Annotated in this window: 16 protein-coding genes and 1 pseudogene; 15 read left to right on the plus strand and 2 right to left on the minus strand. The window is 65.3% G+C overall.

What is annotated here, in order from left to right; genetic code table 11:
• Positions 1 to 76: 76 nt before the first annotated feature.
• The 5 genes from aldR (at position 77) to CCUG20998_RS09260 (ending at position 4,969) form a co-directional block, all read left to right on the plus strand.
• A complete protein-coding gene (gene aldR, locus CCUG20998_RS09240) occupies positions 77 to 592 on the plus strand; it encodes an HTH-type transcriptional regulator AldR (protein WP_081650992.1) in 516 nt (171 codons plus the stop codon).
• Positions 593 to 620: 28 nt separating this feature from the next.
• A complete protein-coding gene (locus CCUG20998_RS09245) occupies positions 621 to 1,085 on the plus strand; it encodes an SRPBCC family protein (RefSeq protein ID WP_011740188.1) in 465 nt (154 codons plus the stop codon).
• A gap of 104 nt (positions 1,086 to 1,189) precedes the next feature.
• On the plus strand, positions 1,190 to 2,107 hold the full coding sequence (locus tag CCUG20998_RS09250) for a metal-dependent hydrolase (RefSeq protein WP_011740189.1): 918 nt from the start codon (positions 1,190 to 1,192) through the stop codon (positions 2,105 to 2,107).
• A gap of 5 nt (positions 2,108 to 2,112) precedes the next feature.
• Positions 2,113 to 3,873, plus strand: coding sequence for an SDR family oxidoreductase (locus tag CCUG20998_RS09255; RefSeq protein ID WP_020728351.1), 1,761 nt, complete (start codon positions 2,113 to 2,115; stop codon positions 3,871 to 3,873).
• A gap of 13 nt (positions 3,874 to 3,886) precedes the next feature.
• Entirely contained in the window at positions 3,887 to 4,969 is a 1,083-nt protein-coding gene (locus CCUG20998_RS09260; RefSeq protein WP_020728352.1) for a PDR/VanB family oxidoreductase, read from the plus strand.
• 5 nt (positions 4,970 to 4,974) lie between these two features.
• Here CCUG20998_RS09260 and CCUG20998_RS09265 read toward each other — a convergent pair whose 3' ends face one another.
• Positions 4,975 to 5,616: a TetR/AcrR family transcriptional regulator gene (locus CCUG20998_RS09265; RefSeq protein ID WP_012393724.1), complete on the minus strand. Its 642-nt coding sequence runs from the start codon at positions 5,614 to 5,616 to the stop codon at positions 4,975 to 4,977.
• A 123-nt stretch (positions 5,617 to 5,739) separates the two neighbouring features.
• Here CCUG20998_RS09265 and CCUG20998_RS09270 point away from each other — a divergent pair, with 123 nt between their 5' ends.
• Together CCUG20998_RS09270 and CCUG20998_RS09275 are read left to right on the plus strand one after the other, a co-directional pair.
• Positions 5,740 to 6,765, plus strand: a complete 1,026-nt coding sequence (locus tag CCUG20998_RS09270; RefSeq protein ID WP_020728353.1) for an aromatic ring-hydroxylating dioxygenase subunit alpha — start codon at positions 5,740 to 5,742, stop codon at positions 6,763 to 6,765.
• Between the two features lie 5 nt (positions 6,766 to 6,770).
• Positions 6,771 to 7,859 carry an NAD(P)H-dependent amine dehydrogenase family protein gene (locus CCUG20998_RS09275; RefSeq protein ID WP_020728354.1) on the plus strand — a complete coding sequence of 363 codons (1,089 nt, stop codon included), beginning with the start codon at positions 6,771 to 6,773 and terminating at the stop codon, positions 7,857 to 7,859.
• A 6-nt stretch (positions 7,860 to 7,865) separates the two neighbouring features.
• On the opposite strand, the gene CCUG20998_RS09280 is transcribed toward CCUG20998_RS09275, so the two are convergent.
• Entirely contained in the window at positions 7,866 to 9,203 is a 1,338-nt protein-coding gene (locus tag CCUG20998_RS09280; protein ID WP_020728355.1) for an HNH endonuclease signature motif containing protein, read from the minus strand.
• A gap of 103 nt (positions 9,204 to 9,306) precedes the next feature.
• Here CCUG20998_RS09280 and dapB point away from each other — a divergent pair, with 103 nt between their 5' ends.
• From dapB to CCUG20998_RS09320, 8 genes and pseudogenes are all read left to right on the plus strand, one after another.
• Positions 9,307 to 10,044 carry a 4-hydroxy-tetrahydrodipicolinate reductase gene (gene dapB / locus CCUG20998_RS09285; protein WP_020728356.1) on the plus strand — a complete coding sequence of 246 codons (738 nt, stop codon included), beginning with the start codon at positions 9,307 to 9,309 and terminating at the stop codon, positions 10,042 to 10,044.
• Between the two features lie 6 nt (positions 10,045 to 10,050).
• Positions 10,051 to 10,515 carry a hypothetical protein gene (locus CCUG20998_RS09290; RefSeq protein WP_036455799.1) on the plus strand — a complete coding sequence of 155 codons (465 nt, stop codon included), beginning with the start codon at positions 10,051 to 10,053 and terminating at the stop codon, positions 10,513 to 10,515.
• 50 nt (positions 10,516 to 10,565) lie between these two features.
• Positions 10,566 to 10,967 (plus strand): flavodoxin family protein, encoded by a 402-nt coding sequence (locus tag CCUG20998_RS09295; RefSeq protein WP_099052703.1) that lies wholly within the window; start codon positions 10,566 to 10,568, stop codon positions 10,965 to 10,967.
• Between the two features lie 31 nt (positions 10,968 to 10,998).
• Positions 10,999 to 11,145: pseudogene (locus CCUG20998_RS28370) on the plus strand (GMC oxidoreductase); the annotation flags it as partial.
• Positions 11,146 to 11,345: 200 nt separating this feature from the next.
• Positions 11,346 to 12,467: a PPE family protein gene (locus CCUG20998_RS09305; RefSeq protein WP_181005673.1), complete on the plus strand. Its 1,122-nt coding sequence runs from the start codon at positions 11,346 to 11,348 to the stop codon at positions 12,465 to 12,467.
• A gap of 99 nt (positions 12,468 to 12,566) precedes the next feature.
• Positions 12,567 to 14,114: a class I adenylate-forming enzyme family protein gene (locus CCUG20998_RS09310; protein ID WP_020728360.1), complete on the plus strand. Its 1,548-nt coding sequence runs from the start codon at positions 12,567 to 12,569 to the stop codon at positions 14,112 to 14,114.
• Positions 14,115 to 14,413: 299 nt separating this feature from the next.
• On the plus strand, positions 14,414 to 15,217 hold the full coding sequence (locus tag CCUG20998_RS09315) for a PPE family protein, SVP subgroup (RefSeq protein WP_012393739.1): 804 nt from the start codon (positions 14,414 to 14,416) through the stop codon (positions 15,215 to 15,217).
• Positions 15,218 to 15,286: 69 nt separating this feature from the next.
• On the plus strand, positions 15,287 to 16,468 hold the full coding sequence (locus tag CCUG20998_RS09320) for a PPE family protein (protein WP_036455459.1): 1,182 nt from the start codon (positions 15,287 to 15,289) through the stop codon (positions 16,466 to 16,468).
• Positions 16,469 to 16,494 lie beyond the last annotated feature (26 nt).

Raw genomic sequence — 16,494 nt, forward strand, 5'->3', positions numbered from 1 at the left:
TGACGCGGTTCCATAAGTGTGAAAAAACTTCGGAAGTTATGCAATTACACTGATGATAATTCTGTAATGTGGATGCATGTCTGATGACCTAACGGGATCTAGCGGCCGAGGGGGAGACTCGCCGAAGGATGTTCGGCCCGCTGCTCTTGACGACATGGACCGCAAGATCCTGCTGCTGCTGCATGGCGATGCCAGGATCACCAACAATGCCCTGGCCCAGGCGGTCGGGATCGCGCCTTCGACATGCCACGGCCGGGTTCGCCGACTGGTCGATCTCGGCGTGATCCGCGGGTTCTACACCGATATCGACCCCGTGGCGGTGGGCCAACCGCTGCAGGCGATGATCTCGGTCAGCCTGCAGGCCAACGCCCGTGGCAAGATCCGCAGCTTCATTCAGCAGATCCGCCGCAAGCGACAGGTGATGGATGTCTACTTCCTGGCCGGTGCCGAAGACTTTCTGTTGCATGTCGCCGCTCGGGACACCGATGACCTGCGCTCATTTGTGGTGGAGAACCTCAACGCGGACATCAACGTCGCGGGCACCCAAACGTCGCTGATCTTCGAACATCTACGCGGGGCCGCGCCCCTTTAGGCCGGTCCGCCCTGGTTATGATCACCCAATGACCAAGCCTTCTGTGGCGGCCACTGTCGAGATCGATGCCACCCCCGAGCGGGTGTACGGACTGATCACCGACCTGAGGACACTGGCGTCGCTGGCCGAGGAGGCGGTGGCGATGGAACTGCAGAAGGGCGATGGAGTCGGTAAGGGGGCCGTGTTCGTCGGCCACAACCGAAACGGTGGCCGGCGCTGGAAGACGACCTGCACGGTGACCGACGCGGAACCGGGCCGGATCTTCGCGTTCGATGTCCACTCCATCTTCATTCCGGTGTCGCGGTGGCAGTACGACATCGTCGGTGCCGATGGCGGTTGCCGGGTCACCGAGAGCACCTGGGACCGGCGGCCCGGGTGGTTCCGCAAGGTGGCCGGCCTGGCGACCGGGGTCAAGGATCGGGCCGCGACAAACGCCGAGCACATCGCGACCACGCTGCAGCGCCTGAAGCAACGTGCTGAGGCTGGCGACTGAGTTCTTCACCATCGGGGGATTGCATCACTATACTTGCGAGCACGAGTTGTCTATTGAGGCGACATTTGAGGCGTTAATGTAAACGTCCAAGGCAAGGGGGCCTTATGTTCACCGTCGATAACCGCGCAGTAGGGCCGCACTCTGGAGAATCGGGTGCGGCAGACCACGAGCGTCTCGTTCTGGAGGCTCGCGATGTCGAGTTCGACTGGGCGAACCTGCCGTTTCATTACGTGCCCAACGAGCCGCTGCCGACCCATGTGCTCAACGTGCTGCACCTGCTGCTGCCCGCCGGCGAGGAATTCTTCGTCGAGGTGTTCAAGAAGACGTTGCCATTGATCAAGGATGATCAGCTGCGGCTGGATGTGCAGGGGTTCATCGGCCAGGAGGCGATGCACTCCCAGGCACACTCCGGTGTGCTGGCCCACTTCGAGGCCCAGGGCGTGGACGTGACGCCTTATACCGACCAGATCAGGTGGCTGTTCGGGAAGCTGCTGGCGGAGAAGCCGGGACGCAATCCGCGACAACGGCACCGCTGGCTGCTGGAGCAGGTCTCCTTCATCGCGGCAATCGAGCACTACACCGCCGTATTGGGGGAGTGGATTCTGAACTCGCCGCAACTCGACGTGGTCGGCACCGACCCGGTGATGCTGGACATGCTCCGGTGGCACGGCGCAGAAGAGGTCGAGCACAAGGCGGTGGCGTTCGACACCATGAAGCACCTGCGCGCGGGGTATTGGCGGCAAGTGCGTGCGCAGCTGGCCGTGACGCCGGTGATGCTGTTGCTGTGGATTCGCGGGGTCCGGTTCATGTATACGGTGGATCCGCTGCTGGCGCCGGGCACCAAACCACGGTGGCGGGACTACGTCAGGTCCGCGCGTCGCGGTCTGACGCCCGGCCCGTGGCGACTGATCCGGGTGGTAGGCGACTACTACAAGCCGGGCTTTCACCCCTCGCAGTTGGGTGGACTCGAGCGGGCCGTCGACTACCTGGCCGTCTCTCCCGCCGCCCGGGCGTCGCACTGAGGCCAATGAACACCGCTTCGCGAACGGGAATCACCGCATCCGACGGCGCCACCCTGGCCGTGTATCACTACACGCCGCTAGATCCGCAGCGCCCGACCATTTTGGCCATTCACGGCTGGCCCGATAACCACCACCTGTGGGATCCGGTGGCCGAGCTGCTCGGCGATCGCTACAACGTGGTTGCCTATGACGTGCGCGGCTCCGGCGAATCATCCTGTCCTGCCAGTCGTTCCGGATACCGGCTGGAACAGCTGGTTTCTGACACCGGCGCGGTGATCGACAGCCTGGGCGTCGATCGGGTGCACCTGCTGGCACACGATTGGGGCTCGATTCAGGGCTGGGCCGCGGTGACCGCCGACTCGGTCATGGAAAAGGTCGCCTCATTTACCTCTATCTCGGGCCCGCACCTGCAGTACGCGGGTGCGTTCCTGCGCTCGGGGCGCACCCCCCGCTCGGTGGCCCAGGTTGCCAGGCAGCTTGCCAGTTCGGGATACATCGGGTTCTTCTTGTGCCCGGTAGTGCCGGAACTCTTCTTCCGTTCCGGCATCGGGGTGAAACTCGTTGGGGTGTTTGAGCGTATCGGTCAATCGAGCACCCGCAGTCAGCGTGGTCAGACGCCGCGCTCGATCGGGGACTATGTGAACGCGCTCAACCTCTATCGGGCCAACATGCCCGCCGGATTTGTCACCGATGGGTCGTCACTCCCGCAGACCAGCGTGCCGGTTCAGGTGCTGGTGCCCAGGAAAGACATGTTCGTGACACCGGCTCTGCAACGTTTCACCGGCGCGATTCCGGGCGGCGGCAGGGTGGTCCCGATCGAGGGCGGGCACTGGGTGGTGACCTCGCGTCCGGACGTGGTCGCACGGCTGACCGCCGACTGGGTGGACCGGGTCGTTGCGGGTACGGGCGACGCCGCGGCGACCGTGGTGCGCGCGGGTCCGGGTGAGGTGCGCGGTCAGCTCGCTTTGGTCACCGGGGCGGGTGCGGGCATCGGCCGGGCCACCGCGGTGGAGCTGGCGCGCCAGGGCGCCCGCATGGTGATAATCGCCGACCGTGACCTTGCCGCGGCCAACGAGAGCGCAGCACAGGTGCGCGCCGCGGGCGCGGCGGCGGCCGTGTACCAGGTCGATGTCAGCGACGAAACGGCGATGAACGACCTTGCCGCGCAAGTCCTTGACGAACATGGTGTCGTCGACATCCTGGTGAACAACGCCGGAATCGGGATGGCGGGCAGGTTTTTGGAGACGACCCCGCAGCACTGGGACGCGATCCTGGGGATCAATGTCGGTGGCGTCATCAGCGGGAGCCGAGCATTCGGCGCCCAGATGGTGGAGCGCGGTCAGGGCGGAACGATCATCAACATCGCGTCGGCCGCCGCGTATCTCCCGTCGAAATCGATGGTCGCCTACAGCACCACCAAGGCCGCCGTGCTGGGGTTCAGCGAAGCGTTGCGCGCCGACCTAGCCGACGAAGGCATCAGCGTCACAGCGGTGTGCCCGGGCTTCGTCAACACCAACATCGCCAAGAGCACTGTCTACGCCGGGATGTCGACCGAGCAACAAGAGCGCGCCCGGCAGAAGGCGGACGCGGCCTATCGGCGTCGTAATTTCACCCCGGAAGCGACCGCAAAGGCGATCGTGAAGGCCATCAGGTCCGGGCCGGCCGTGTTGCCGGTGGCCGCGGAATCCAAGGTGGGCTACGCGATGCGGCGCATCAGCCCGTCGATGATTCGGATGTTCGCACGCTTGGACATCCGGCAGCGGTAGAAAGTTGGGGGATATGGCGGTGTCGGAGAGCAGCTGGACCAGCAGGCCCGCCGATCTGTACGGTCGCAGCCACCGGGATCGCTTTGCCACCGCATTGTGGGGTGTGCGCACCATGTTCGGTGGATTCGCCCGGTTCTCGCGGTGGAATCCGTCGCGGGTAACGCCGGTGGGCCGGACACATCGCGCCAGGGTGGTTGAGCGCGAACTCGTCGCGCCCGACGTGGTCGCGCTGACCCTGGCAGACCCGGACGGCGGATTGCTTCCGTCCTGGTCACCCGGGGGGCACATCGACGTGCAGCTGCCCTCTGGCCGGCGCCGCCAGTATTCGCTGTGCGGCCCACCGGGGCGCCGCATCGACTACCGCGTCGCGGTGCGCCGCATCGCCGACGGGGGCGGCGGTTCCATCGAGATGCACGCCGCTTACCAACCGGGAGACATCCTGGTCTTCGAGGGGCCGCGCAACGCGTTCTATCTCGGTGCTGCCGAGCACGACATGCTCTTTGTGATCGGCGGCATCGGGGTGACTCCGATTCTGCCGATGGTCGCGCTGGCCCAGCAGCGCGGCGTCAATTGGCGCGCGATGTATGCCGGTCGCAGCCGCGAGTACATGCCCCTACTCGATGAGCTCGTGGCTGTCGCACCGGAGCGGGTGTCGGTGTGGGCCGACGACGAACACGGCCGCTTTGCCCAAGTGGAAGATCTGGTGGCCGGGGCCGGACCGAAGACGGCCGTCTACGTGTGCGGGCCACCCCCAATGCTGGAGGCGGTACGCGCGGCGCGTGCTGAATATCCTTGTGCACCTTTGCACTACGAACGATTCAGCCCGCCGCCGGTCGTGGACGGGGTGCCGTTCGAGCTGGAGCTCGCGCGCACCGGCGAGGTGCTGAGCATCCCGGCGAATCGGACAGCGCTGGACGTCATGCTCGACCGCGATCCGACGACCGCGTACTCCTGCCAACAGGGATTCTGCGGCACGTGCAAGGTCAAAGTGCTTGCCGGACGGGTTGATCACCGTGGCCGGGCGGCGCAGGGTGACGACGAAATGCTGGTCTGCGTTTCGCGGGGGCACAGCGCTCGGGTCGTCATCGACGCCTGAGCGACTCAGGGTGTCCGAGAATTCTTCAGGTAACCCGCCAGCGCATTGGTGAGCGCGCGTCGTGCCAGCTCGAGGTCGGCGTAGGAACCCAGTTGTCGCTCTGACACCAGCCCCCGCATCGCGCCGGGAATGAGGGCGGCGACCTCACGCACCCGGTTGGGGTCGACATCGAGATCGGCGAAGGCGTTCTGGCACGTTTCGAGCCAGCTTCTACCCCAGGAGAACAGCTCGGCCGCGGTGCGGGGATAGAGGCGCTCGAGTTCGCCTGGGTCTCGGGGCAGCGCGGCGCGCAGGTTCTCTATTGCGCGTGAATCGGCCGATGCCAGGCCGTGAAACAGGGTCTCGATGACGGCGGCAACTCGCTCCTGCAGGGGCCGGCCGGACTGCAGCGGCTTCGACAATGCCAACATCGACCCCGCACGCCGCTCGGCGGTGCGGTGCAGTACGGCGGCCCAGAAACCGTCGACGTCGCCAAACTGGTATTGCACCGCACCCCAGGTGGCTCCGATCTCCTTGGCGATGCGGTTGGCCGAAACCGAGCCCGGATCCCCGGAAGCAAGTGACGTCAGCGCCGCTTCGAGCATGCTCTCGCGGGTGGCGTTGCCGCGCCGGTTGGGGCGTCTGCCTGCGACTCCGGCCCGAGTCATGTGCCGATGGTATCGGCTGTCGCGATGGCAGTAGGGGCAAATTCACATTTTCATAGAAGGTGCTGTGATTTTTTGGCGGGGCGGCCTATCATTCGTACGAAGCCGCCGAGGAGGACTGCTCAGATGGCCAAGCCGCCGCTGTCGATGAAGCCGACCGGATGGTTCCAGGTCGCCTGGTCCGACGAGATCGGCGTGGGTGACGTACGCACCATGAAGTACTTCGACCAGGAATTGATCGCCTGGCGGGCCGAGTCGGGCCAGCTCATCGTGATGAACGCCTATTGCGAACATCTTGGCGCCCACCTCGGCTACGGCGGCAAGGTCGTCGGCGAGGTGCTGCAGTGTCCGTTCCATGGGTGGCAGTGGAATCAGCTGGGTCGCAACGTGTGCATTCCGTATCAGGACCGGCCAAATCGAGGGCGCCGCATTCGTACCTATCCCGTGGTAGAGCGCAATGCGTCGGTCTACCTTTGGCACGATGTCGAAGGCCGTGCGCCGTTCTTCGACGCCCCGGATGTGTTCGCCGGCTTCAACGATGGCAGCAGCGCCGCCGACTACTATCCGCAGCAGCGCCTCTACCGGCAAACATTGGAGCTGCATCCGCAATACGTGCTCGAGAACGGGGTGGATTTCGCGCACTTCAAGTACGTGCACAACACTCCGATAGTGCCGGTGTTCACCCGCCACGACTTCGACGGCCCAGTGTCTTTCGTCGACTTCACCATCACGTTCGAAGGCGATGACGGCCAGCGGATCGAGGACATCAACAGCGGCGTGGAGGCGATCAACGGCGGCCTGGGAGTGGCGGTCACCAAGAGCTGGGGCATGGTCGACAATCGCACCATTTCGGCGATCACGCCGGTCGACGAATCCACTTCCGATGTCCGGTTCATGGTCTACATCGGCCGTACCCCTGGTAAGGATCCGGCCCGAGCCGAACTCAAAGCTGCCGAATTCGGCCGGGAAGTGATCCGTCAGTTCGAGCAGGACATCCAGATCTGGGCTCATCAGCGTTACTGCGACCCGCCAGCGCTAACCACTGATGAACTCGCCGGATTCACCGCAATTCGCCGATGGGCCAAGCAGTTCTATCCCGACGGCGTCGGCGGCAGCGCCGCCGAGGTGTATGCAGCGTTGCAGAAAGGCTGAACCGAATGAGTGCACGGCCCCAACCGATTCGGGTCTTTCAGGTCGCCACCGGCAACGTCGGTCGCGAGATGATCAAACGGCTGCAAACCCGGCCCGACCTGGAGCTGATCGGGCTGCACTGCTATTCGCCAGACAAGGTCGGCGCAGATGCCGGGGAACTGGCCGGTATCGGCCCGATCGGCGTAACGGCCACGGGCAGCGTCTCCGACATCGTCGCGGCCAAGCCGGATGTGCTCACGTTTCACGGTGTGTTCCCCGACGAAGACCTCTATGTCAAAGTGCTCGAGGCGGGCATCAATATCGTCACCACCGCCGACTGGATCACCGGGTGGCACCGCGATCACAACCATCCACATCCATCGGGCAAGCCGGTGACGCGGCTGTTGGCCGAGGCGTGTGAAAAGGGCGGCGCCACGTTCTACGGCACCGGCATGAACCCCGGCCTGAACCAGATCCTGGGTGTGGTGTGCTCAGCTGATGTGGCCGAGATCGAGAACGTCACCACGATCGAGTCCGTCGACGTGTCATGCCACCACTCCAAGGAGACCTGGATCGAGGTCGGTTACGGTCAACCGGTTGATGACCCGGACATTCCGGCCAAGCTGGAGAAGTACACGCGGGTCTTCGCCGACAGCGTGCTGATGATGGCGGACTGTTTCGACTTGCCGCTCGACGAGGTCAAGTTCAGTTACGAACTCGGGGCCTGCACCAAGGACGTCGACCTGGGCTGGTACACGCTGCCCAAGGGCTCACTCGGCGGTAACTATCTCAAGTATCAGGGCATGGTCGGCGGGGTGCCGCGAGTGGAGACACACCTGGAGTGGCAGATGACGCCGCACACCGACCCGAGCTGGAACATCAAGGGCTGTTACATCACCCAGATCAAGGGCGACCCGTGCATCTACAACAAGCACATGATCTTCCCGAAAGCCGGTGTGGACCTGTCCAACCCGGACAACTTCGCCTCCATCGGCATGACGGTTACCGGGATGCCCGCCCTCAACTCGATCAAGTCGGTGGTGGCGGCACGGCCCGGCTTGATCACCAGCGCTGAGCTTCCATTGCGCGGGTTTGCCGGGCGGTTCAAGAACTAGCCCCGGTCAGGGCCCCTCGTCGTCGAAGAGGCGTTCGGGGTGATGGTAGTCATTGGTGCGTGCGCCGCGGTCGAGCTGTGGGGGCGGGATCCATGCGGTCCGTCCGTTGGGGAGTTTCGTTGTTCGCCAGCCATTTCCGGCCAGCTTGTGATCGGGTTTGCAGGCAAAGGTGAGTTTGTCGACGTCGGTTGGGCCGCCGGCCGCCCACTCGTCGGTGTGGTGCACTTCGCACCAGTAGCCGGGCACGTCGCAGCCCGGGTGGGTGCAGCCGCGGTCCTGCGCGTAGAGGACCAGCCGCTGATCGGCCGAGGCCAGTCGGCGAGATCGTCCGAGATACAGGGAGCGATTTGAATGTTCGTCGAAAACCGCCAAGTAGTGATATGCGCGGCTGGCCATCCGGATCACGTCGCGCATGGGCACAAACGTCCCACCGCCGGTCACCGCGCGGCCCGTGCCCGAAGTTAGTTCCCGCAGCGTGGTCGACACGATGACCGTCACCGGCAATCCGTTGTGAGCACCGAGTTTTGGATCGCCCAGCCGGCCGTCGAGCAGGGCGTTGAGGGCGTCGTGGCGGCGCTGGGCGGGGCTGCGCAGATCTTTGGCGGTGCCCTCGTCGGTGGGTTCGCCTTTGACGCAGGGTGTTTCGTCATCGGGGTTGCACATGCCGGGTGCGGCGAACCGGGCCAGCCACGCATCGAGATGGGCACGCAGTTGCGGGGTGGCGATGAGCTTGCCGATGCTCATGCCGTCGGGGCGTTGAGCGCACCAGGTAAAGCCACGCTGGCGGGCCCGGTCGGCGTCGGAGAACTTTCCGTCGGGATTGATCAGCACCGCGGCGCGGTTGGCGACCTTTTCGAGTTGGTCGGGCCGCAGCTGCACCGCTTGCCGGGCCAGAAATTGTTCTGCTTGTCTGACCGTGTCGGCCGGTGTGTCCCGGGGGAGATCGCGCACGAAGGCCGCTATTACCTTTACGTGCTGGCCATCCAGCAGGCCCCGGCGCCACACCTGTGCCGTGGCGGGCAGTTCCGCCGGCAGTGATTGGCCGGTCAGCGTGATGCGCGGTGATAGTTGTTGGGCATCGTGAACCCGGCGACGGGCTTCGGCGCAGCTGATGCGCAGCCAGTCGGCGACCACCTTGTAGACCGGGCCGCCGATGTCGGCCGGATCTTCGGCGGCCAGGCCCGCGATCACGTCGTGGCTGACCACCGCTTGGCGTCGTCGCGCGTTCTCCAGCCGCTGCAGCGCGCGCAGCCGAGCGGCGGGCTCGAGGTGGCCAAGGTCGGCTTCACCGATCGCCGCCACCGCCGCATCCAGCGCGTCCAACAAGGCGGCTATCGAATGCATGTTCGAATTCTATGTGTGCGTGGCAACACGGGTGCGGCGGTCAACGGCCGCTGTGGATGAACGCCGGACTGTGGATGACGGTGCCGGGTCTAGGGTGAAGGCCATGCGAGTAGGCGTATTGGGAGCCAAGGGAAAAGTCGGTGCGACGATGGTTTCGGCGGTCGAGTCCGCTGCGGACTTGACCCTGTCCGCCGAGGTGGACGCCGGTGATCCACTGAGTACCTTGACCGAGACAAACACTGAGGCCGTCATCGACTTCACCCACCCCGACGTGGTGATGGGCAACCTGGAGTTCCTGATCGACAATGGAATTCACGCCGTGGTCGGAACCACAGGTTTCACCGCCGAGCGGATCGCGCAGGTGCAATCATGGCTGGCCAAAAAGCCCAGCACGGCAGTGTTGATCGCGCCGAATTTTGCTATCGGGGCGGTGTTATCCATGCATTTCGCCAAGCAGGCTGCGCCGTTCTTCGACTCCGCTGAGATCATCGAGCTGCATCATCCACAAAAGGCGGACGCACCATCGGGCACGGCCACCCGTACCGCAAAGCTGATCGCCGAGGCGCGGGAAGGCCTGGCGCCCAACCCCGATGCCACCAGCACCAGCCTGCCGGGAGCTCGTGGCGCCGACGTCGACGGGATCCCGGTGCACGCGGTGCGCTTGGCCGGACTCGTCGCTCACCAGGAGGTGTTGTTCGGTACGCAGGGGGAGACGCTCACAATCCGCCACGACAGCCTGGACCGGACATCGTTTGTGCCCGGTGTGCTGCTGGCGGTGCGTCGGGTCCGGGAGCGTCCCGGCCTGACCATAGGTATTGAGCCGCTGCTCAACCTGCAGTGAGTGACCATGAGTGACACTGTGCGCACCGTGCGTGTTCAGGTGCTGATCGCCTTCATGTGCGTAGCCCTGCTGGCGTATTTCGTCATGCTCGGCCGGCTTGCGTTCGCGATGATCGGCTCGGGTCGCGCGGCCGCGGTGGGGCTGGGGTTGGCGCTGCTGATCATGCCGCTGATCGGGTTATGGGCGATGGTCGCGACGCTGCGAGCTGGATTCACGCATCAGAAGCTGGCCCGCCTCATCGCCGAAGAGGGACTGGAACTCGACGCCGACGGGCTGCCGCGGCGCGCGTCGGGCCGGATCGAGCGCGATGCGGCTGACGCGTTGTTCGACACGATGCGCGCCGAGTTGGAAGAGGACCCGCAAAATTGGCGGCGCTGGTACCGGCTGGCCCGTGCCTACGATTACGCGGGGGACCGCCGCCGTGCCCGCGAAGCCATGAAAACCGCTGTCGAACTGCAGGCGCGGCAGTGAGCAAGCGATTGTTGATCGTGCACCACACCCCGTCGCCGCACTGCCAGGAGATGTTCGAGGCGGTGGTGGCCGGGGCGACTGACCCTGAGATCGAGGGTGTGGAGGTCGTCCGGCGGCCCGCGCTGACCGTCTCACCGGTAGAGATGCTCGAGGCGCACGGGTACTTGCTGGGCAGCCCGGCGAACCTTGGCTACATCTCGGGCGCGCTCAAGCACGCGTTTGACCAGTCCTACTACCAACTGCTCGACTCGACGCGAGGTCGGCCCTTCGGGGCCTGGATGCACGGCAATGAGGGCACCGAGGGAGCCCTACGTGCCATCGACGGCATCACCGCCGGGCTCGGGTGGGTAAAGGCCGCCCAGACCGTCGTGGTGATGGGTAAGCCGACCAAGGCAGATGTCGAGGCGTGTTGGAACCTCGGCGCGACGGTCGCGGCGCAATTGATGGAGTGAGTCCCGTGCTGCCGTGATGTGCGTGTCGGTCGCATCCGTTGTCGGGCAGGTGCTCCGTGTCCGCGGTGTCGAGGGCCTCCGTGTCGCAGACGCCTCGGCGCTGCCTCGCATTCCCCGCGCCAACACCAATGCCCCCTCGATCATGATCGGAGAGCGCTGCGCGGACTTCCTGCTCGCACAATCGGCGACAGCTACGCCGAGACGGCAATTGTGTCCGGCAAGGAACTCGGGTGCAGGCAAACTTCGAGTGCGTTGCGATAAGAAGCTGCAATCGGCGCGCTTGAGCCCGCATTGGCGGGCAGGCTGTTGGATAATGGATGCCACACCTGGAGCACAGAACGCCAATATCCCCGGCTAGAACGAGAAATGGAATCCCAAGTGGATTTTGGAGCTCTACCTCCGGAGATAAACTCCGCGCGCATGTACTTCGGCGCGGGAGCGGCTCCGCTGCTGGGGGCCGCGGCGGCATGGAACGACATTGCTGTCGAGCTGAGCACCGCCGCGTCCGCCATCGAGTCGGTCATCACCCGGCTCAGTTCCGATCAGTGGTTGGGCACCGCGTCGCTGTCGATGGCCGCCGCGGCACAGCCGTTGCTGGCCTGGTTGAGCTACACCGCTGAATCCTCAGCACTTGCTGCGGCGCAGGCCGCGGCGTCGGTGGCCGCCTTCGAAACCGCATTCGCCATGACAGTGCCCCCGGCCGAGGTTGCGGCGAACCGAGCGCGGCTGGCGGCACTGATGGCGACCAACATCTTTGGGCAAAATGTGCCGGCTATCGCGGCTACCGAGGCACGTTACGGCGAGATGTGGGCCCAAGACGCGTCGGCCATGTACAGCTATGCGGCCTCTTGCGCGGGTGCCGTAAGACTGAATCCACTGACCCGGCCGTCGGAGACCACCAATCCGGGCGGGATCGCCAGCCAGGCGGCCGCGGTCAGCCACGCTGCCGCCTCTGTTTCGGTGCAGCAGGCGGGTTTCGAGAACCTGATCAGCACGGTCTCCGATGCCGTCATGAGCCTGTCGGCTCCCGTGACATCCTCACCGCATGTGACGTCACTCGGCGCTTTCATAGAGGACATCATCTTTCTGGATATTCCGCGGTTCGTAGAGTCCGCGTTTCACGGCCTGGGCGCGACCGCGGACTATGCCACCATGATCGCTGCCAATCTGCTGACCCTGCAGACCAGCGCCAATACCGCAACCTCCGCGGGCGGGGTCGCCCCGGCGGCCGCGGCGGGATCCGCACTGGCCCAAACGGTCACCTCCGCGGGCGTTGGCGATGCATCCTCGGTCGGTGCGCTGTCGGTGCCGGTGGGCTGGACTACCGCGGCACCGGCTGCGACCGGCGGCGCCGCCTCCCACGGCACGGGCTGGGCGGTTCCCGACGAGGACGTGCCGAGCCCGGCGGGGATGGTCGCCGGCACCAACGGTGCTGGTGCGCGGCCAGGCCCGCGGTACGGAGTCAAACCGAGGGTGATGCCGAAGAAAGTCCTCGTCTGAGCTGAACCTGGACTACGCAGCCGGCCGCTCCTACCGTTTGTTGATATGGGGCAACAACGACACCGGTGAGCGCTGATGTAGTAGCAAAAGGATTGGGATATGAGTTCGGTCATCGAAATCTCCCGCGACCACAACCCGTTCCCGCGGCTAGGGGTTTGCGTCGATCGCAACGGTGTCGCGCGCTACGACGAACTGCCGGCCACCCTGCTGGAAATGCTCGCCGAGCAGTTCGACAGCCGTCCCGACGCCATGGCGGTGATCGAAGTCGGTGGCGACCGGTTGACCTACCGCCAGTTGTGGTGCCGCGCATCGCGAGTGGCCGGAGGGCTGCGGGCCGACGGCCTGAAACCAGGTGACCGGGTGGCCGTGCGATACCCGGCGGGCATCAATTGGGTGCTGGCATTTTGGGGGGTACTGATGGCCGGGGGAATCGCGGTTGCGGTCAACACACGCTCGGCCCGCCCCGAGGTCGAATTCGTGCTAAACGACTGCGGGGCACGCATCGACCTGGCACCACAGGACGCGCTGCCCGATGGCGATCCGTATCTCACCGAGCAACTCGGCCCGCGTGATGTCGCAGCGCTGTTCTACACGTCGGGCACCACCGGACACCCCAAGGGCGTGCCAACGACTCACGAGGCGTTCCTGACCAACACCGAGAACGGGCTCAGATGTCTCGGATTGGCAACGGATCTCGGTGAGCAACTGCGCACCCTGATCACGGTGCCGTTGTTTCATGTGACAGGCTGCAACTCACAGCTGTTGACGGCCGCCCGGCTTGGCGGCGTCGCGGTGATCCTGCCTGCACTCGACCTTGACCAGGCGCTCGTAACGCTTCTCGCAGAGCGGATCTCGCTCCTGGTGACCGTCCCGGCGGTGTATTCTTTACTGCTGCGGCACAAGGATTTTGGCGCTGCCGATGTTTCGGGAGTCCGCCAGGTCTGCTACGGGGGTGCGCCGATAGCGCCGTCGCTGGTGCGGCGGGTGAAGGAAGCGTTTCCGCGGGCCACGGTGTTGAATGGATACGGCATGACGGAGTCCGCCTCGCTGATGACCGTGCTGCCCGACCCGGAGGCCGTCGAGCACGCCGATTCGGTCGGATATGCGGTTCCTTCGGTGGACCTGGGGGTAATTCCGTTGCGCGACGGCGGGACCGGTCCAGGTGGGCTGGTAGGCGAGCTGGTGGTGCGTGGCGCCAATGTGACGGCGGGCTACTGGAATCGGCCGGAGGCCACGTCGGCGACGATCGTGGACGGCTGGTTGCATACCGGTGACGTGGTCCGCGTCGACGATGCGGGTCGGGTGCACGTCATCGATCGACTCAAAGACATCATCAACCGGGGTGGGGAGAACGTCTCGAGTGTCGAGGTCGAATCCGTGTTGTTGTCCGCGCCCAGCATCGCCGACGCGTGTGTGTTGGCCGTGCCCGACGAGGTGATGGGGGAGAAGGTCGGAGCGGTGCTGTTCGGGGGCGCCGACCCGATCGATGTGGCCGCGGTGCTGCAACACTGTCGGGCCCAGCTCGCGGACTTCAAAGTCCCGCAATACGTGACCGTGGTGACCAATCCGTTGCCGCGCAACGCCGGAGGCAAGCTGCTCAAGGCCAAGCTTCGCGAGCAGATCCAGTGGGGCGCGGCCTTGCGGTGACTGACGCGCGCGCACGGCCCGCAGAAATTTTTTCGCCACAAGGCTCAATTCGGTGCGGTCGGCCGTGCCAAGGTGACACGCTCGAATGGACAGTGTTAGCGCTGTCGGCGTCGGCGTTAAGAAACCGTAAATGGATTCCTCGCCTTGCGTCTTTGGGCCGGAAGTGCGGGGGTGCATATCACTAGCCTTATCTCAGTGCACAGGAGCCAATCAGAAAATAATCAGAAAGTGTTCAGCAAATGTACAGGAAATTCGGTCGCGGCACTGAGCCGGAATGTTTCACAAGGAAGGAGCAATAGATGTCTTTTCTGACTACACAGCCCGAAGAGCTGGCCGCAGCGGCGGGCAAGCTGGAGACCATCGGTGCGACGATGGATGCGGAGAACGTGGCCGCCGTGGCTCCGACCACGACCGGAGTCATTCCCGCGGCAGCAGACGAGGTGTCGGCGCTGCAGGCGTCACTGTTCACCGCCTACGGAACCCTGTATCAGCAGGTCAGCGCCGAGGCGGCGACCCTCTACGACATGTTCGTCAGAACGCTCGGGGTCAGCGCTGGCACCTATGCGGCCGCAGAGACGGCCAATTCGTCGGCGGCCGCCTCTCCGTTGTCGGGGATCATCGACGCGCTCGGCGCATCGACGCCCGCATCAGACATCGCGAACATCGTGAATATCGGGGCGGGGAACTGGGCCTCGGCTTCGTCGGACTTGCTCGCGCTGGCTGGTGGCGGCTTGCTTCCGGCCGCGGTTCAGGCTGCCGAAGGCGATGTCGCGCAAGCCGCCGGCAGCGCGGAATCCGCCGCTGCGGCGGCCGGGGCCGCCTCACTCGGCGAGGCCCCGATCGTGGCCGGTGTGGGCGGGGTGTCGGCCATGTCCGCGGCATCCGCGTCGCCCAGTTGGGCCGGGCAGGCGACCTTGGTCTCCAGTACGAGTGCCGGCGCCCTGCGGGGCGCGGGCTGGACGGTTCCGGCGCCACAAGCAGCGCCGGGAACCGTCATTCCCGGAATGCCGGGACTGGCCGCGGCTACTCGCAATAGCGCGGGATTCGGCGCCCCACGCTACGGCGTCAAACCCATCGTCATGCCAAAACCGGCGGCCGTCTAGCAAACGAATAACTAGACCACTGCCAGCAACCAAGAACGCCGAATTTCGGATAATCAGGGGATAGGAAAAATGGATTTCGGAGCTTTACCACCTGAGATCAACTCCACACGCATGTACGCGGGCGCGGGTGCGACACCAATGATGGCCGCGGCGGCGGCGTGGAACCGGCTGGCCGTCGAGTTGGGTACCACGGCCGCCTCCTTCGAATCGGTGGTCACCCAGCTGACCACCGAACAATGGATGGGGCCGGCATCCACGTCGATGGCGGTCGCGGTTCAGCCGTACCTGGCGTGGCTGACCTATACGGCGGAATCCGCGGCACACGCAGGTGCGCAAGCCACGGCATCGGCGGCCGCGTTTGAGGCGGCGTTTGCCGCGACGGTTCCCCCGGCCGCAGTGGCGGCCAACCGGGCGCAGTTGGCGATGCTGGTATCGACGAACATCCTGGGCCAGAACACGCCCGCCATCGCGGCCACCGAGGCCCAGTACGGCGAGATGTGGGCGCAGGACGCGTTGGCGATGTACGGGTACGCGGCGTCCTCGGCGGCCGCCGGCACGCTGAATCCTTTGACCACGCCCGCGCAGATCGCCAACCCGGCCGGGCTGGCGAGCCAGGCGGCCGCCGTGAGCCAGGCCGCCGCGGCCACCACCGTCGAGCAGGTGGGCCTGGGCAATCTGATCACCAACGTGCCAGGGGCGGTCATGGGTCTGGCATCCCCGGCGGCATCACTGGTCGATGCGACCGGGCTGAGCACCCTGGTTCAGGACATCAGCAGCGTGCTGGGGACACCCTTCCTGCAGAACGCCATCAACGGTGCGGTCAACACCGCGGCATGGTTCGTCATGGCGGCCATCCCCAATTCGGTCTTCCTCGGCCACACCCTCAACGCCATCGAGACCGCGGGCGCGCCCGTGGCTGCCGATCTTGCCCCAGCCCTCGCGCCCGCGGCGGGCCTAAGGCATGCGGTGGCGCCGTTGAGCCTCGGTGGGGCCGGCGTTGAGGCGGGTCTGGGGCAGGCCGCTGGGGTGGGCAAGTTGTCGGTTCCGGTCGGTTGGTCCAGCGCCGCGCCCGCGCTGACCTCTGGCACCACGGCGCTGGACGGCAGCGGCTGGGCCGTACCCGAGGAAGCCGGGCCAATAGCGGCGATGCCGGGTGGACCGGGAATGGCAGTGGCAGGCAAGGGCGGGGGCTTTGCCGGGCCACGCTATGGATTCAAACCCACCGTCATGCCCAAGCAGGTTGTCGTTTGATCCCCACTGACCTGAAAAACCGACGG

The sequence above is a fragment of the Mycobacterium marinum genome, from assembly GCF_003391395.1.
Classification (GTDB): domain Bacteria; phylum Actinomycetota; class Actinomycetes; order Mycobacteriales; family Mycobacteriaceae; genus Mycobacterium; species Mycobacterium marinum.

Bases quoted from the DNA above. Each gene is read 5' to 3' on its own strand.
- aldR (WP_081650992.1), top strand. From the start codon at position 77: ATGTCTGATGACCTAACGGGATCTAGCGGCCGAGGGGGAGACTCGCCG.
- CCUG20998_RS09245 (WP_011740188.1), top strand. From the start codon at position 621: ATGACCAAGCCTTCTGTGGCGGCCACTGTCGAGATCGATGCCACCCCC.
- CCUG20998_RS09250 (WP_011740189.1), top strand. From the start codon at position 1,190: ATGTTCACCGTCGATAACCGCGCAGTAGGGCCGCACTCTGGAGAATCG.
- CCUG20998_RS09255 (WP_020728351.1), top strand. From the start codon at position 2,113: ATGAACACCGCTTCGCGAACGGGAATCACCGCATCCGACGGCGCCACC.
- CCUG20998_RS09260 (WP_020728352.1), top strand. From the start codon at position 3,887: ATGGCGGTGTCGGAGAGCAGCTGGACCAGCAGGCCCGCCGATCTGTAC.
- CCUG20998_RS09265 (WP_012393724.1), bottom strand. From the start codon at position 5,616: ATGACTCGGGCCGGAGTCGCAGGCAGACGCCCCAACCGGCGCGGCAAC.
- CCUG20998_RS09270 (WP_020728353.1), top strand. From the start codon at position 5,740: ATGGCCAAGCCGCCGCTGTCGATGAAGCCGACCGGATGGTTCCAGGTC.
- CCUG20998_RS09275 (WP_020728354.1), top strand. From the start codon at position 6,771: ATGAGTGCACGGCCCCAACCGATTCGGGTCTTTCAGGTCGCCACCGGC.
- CCUG20998_RS09280 (WP_020728355.1), bottom strand. From the start codon at position 9,203: ATGCATTCGATAGCCGCCTTGTTGGACGCGCTGGATGCGGCGGTGGCG.
- dapB (WP_020728356.1), top strand. From the start codon at position 9,307: ATGCGAGTAGGCGTATTGGGAGCCAAGGGAAAAGTCGGTGCGACGATG.
- CCUG20998_RS09290 (WP_036455799.1), top strand. From the start codon at position 10,051: ATGAGTGACACTGTGCGCACCGTGCGTGTTCAGGTGCTGATCGCCTTC.
- CCUG20998_RS09295 (WP_099052703.1), top strand. From the start codon at position 10,566: ATGTTCGAGGCGGTGGTGGCCGGGGCGACTGACCCTGAGATCGAGGGT.
- CCUG20998_RS09310 (WP_020728360.1), top strand. From the start codon at position 12,567: ATGAGTTCGGTCATCGAAATCTCCCGCGACCACAACCCGTTCCCGCGG.
- CCUG20998_RS09315 (WP_012393739.1), top strand. From the start codon at position 14,414: ATGTCTTTTCTGACTACACAGCCCGAAGAGCTGGCCGCAGCGGCGGGC.
- CCUG20998_RS09320 (WP_036455459.1), top strand. From the start codon at position 15,287: ATGGATTTCGGAGCTTTACCACCTGAGATCAACTCCACACGCATGTAC.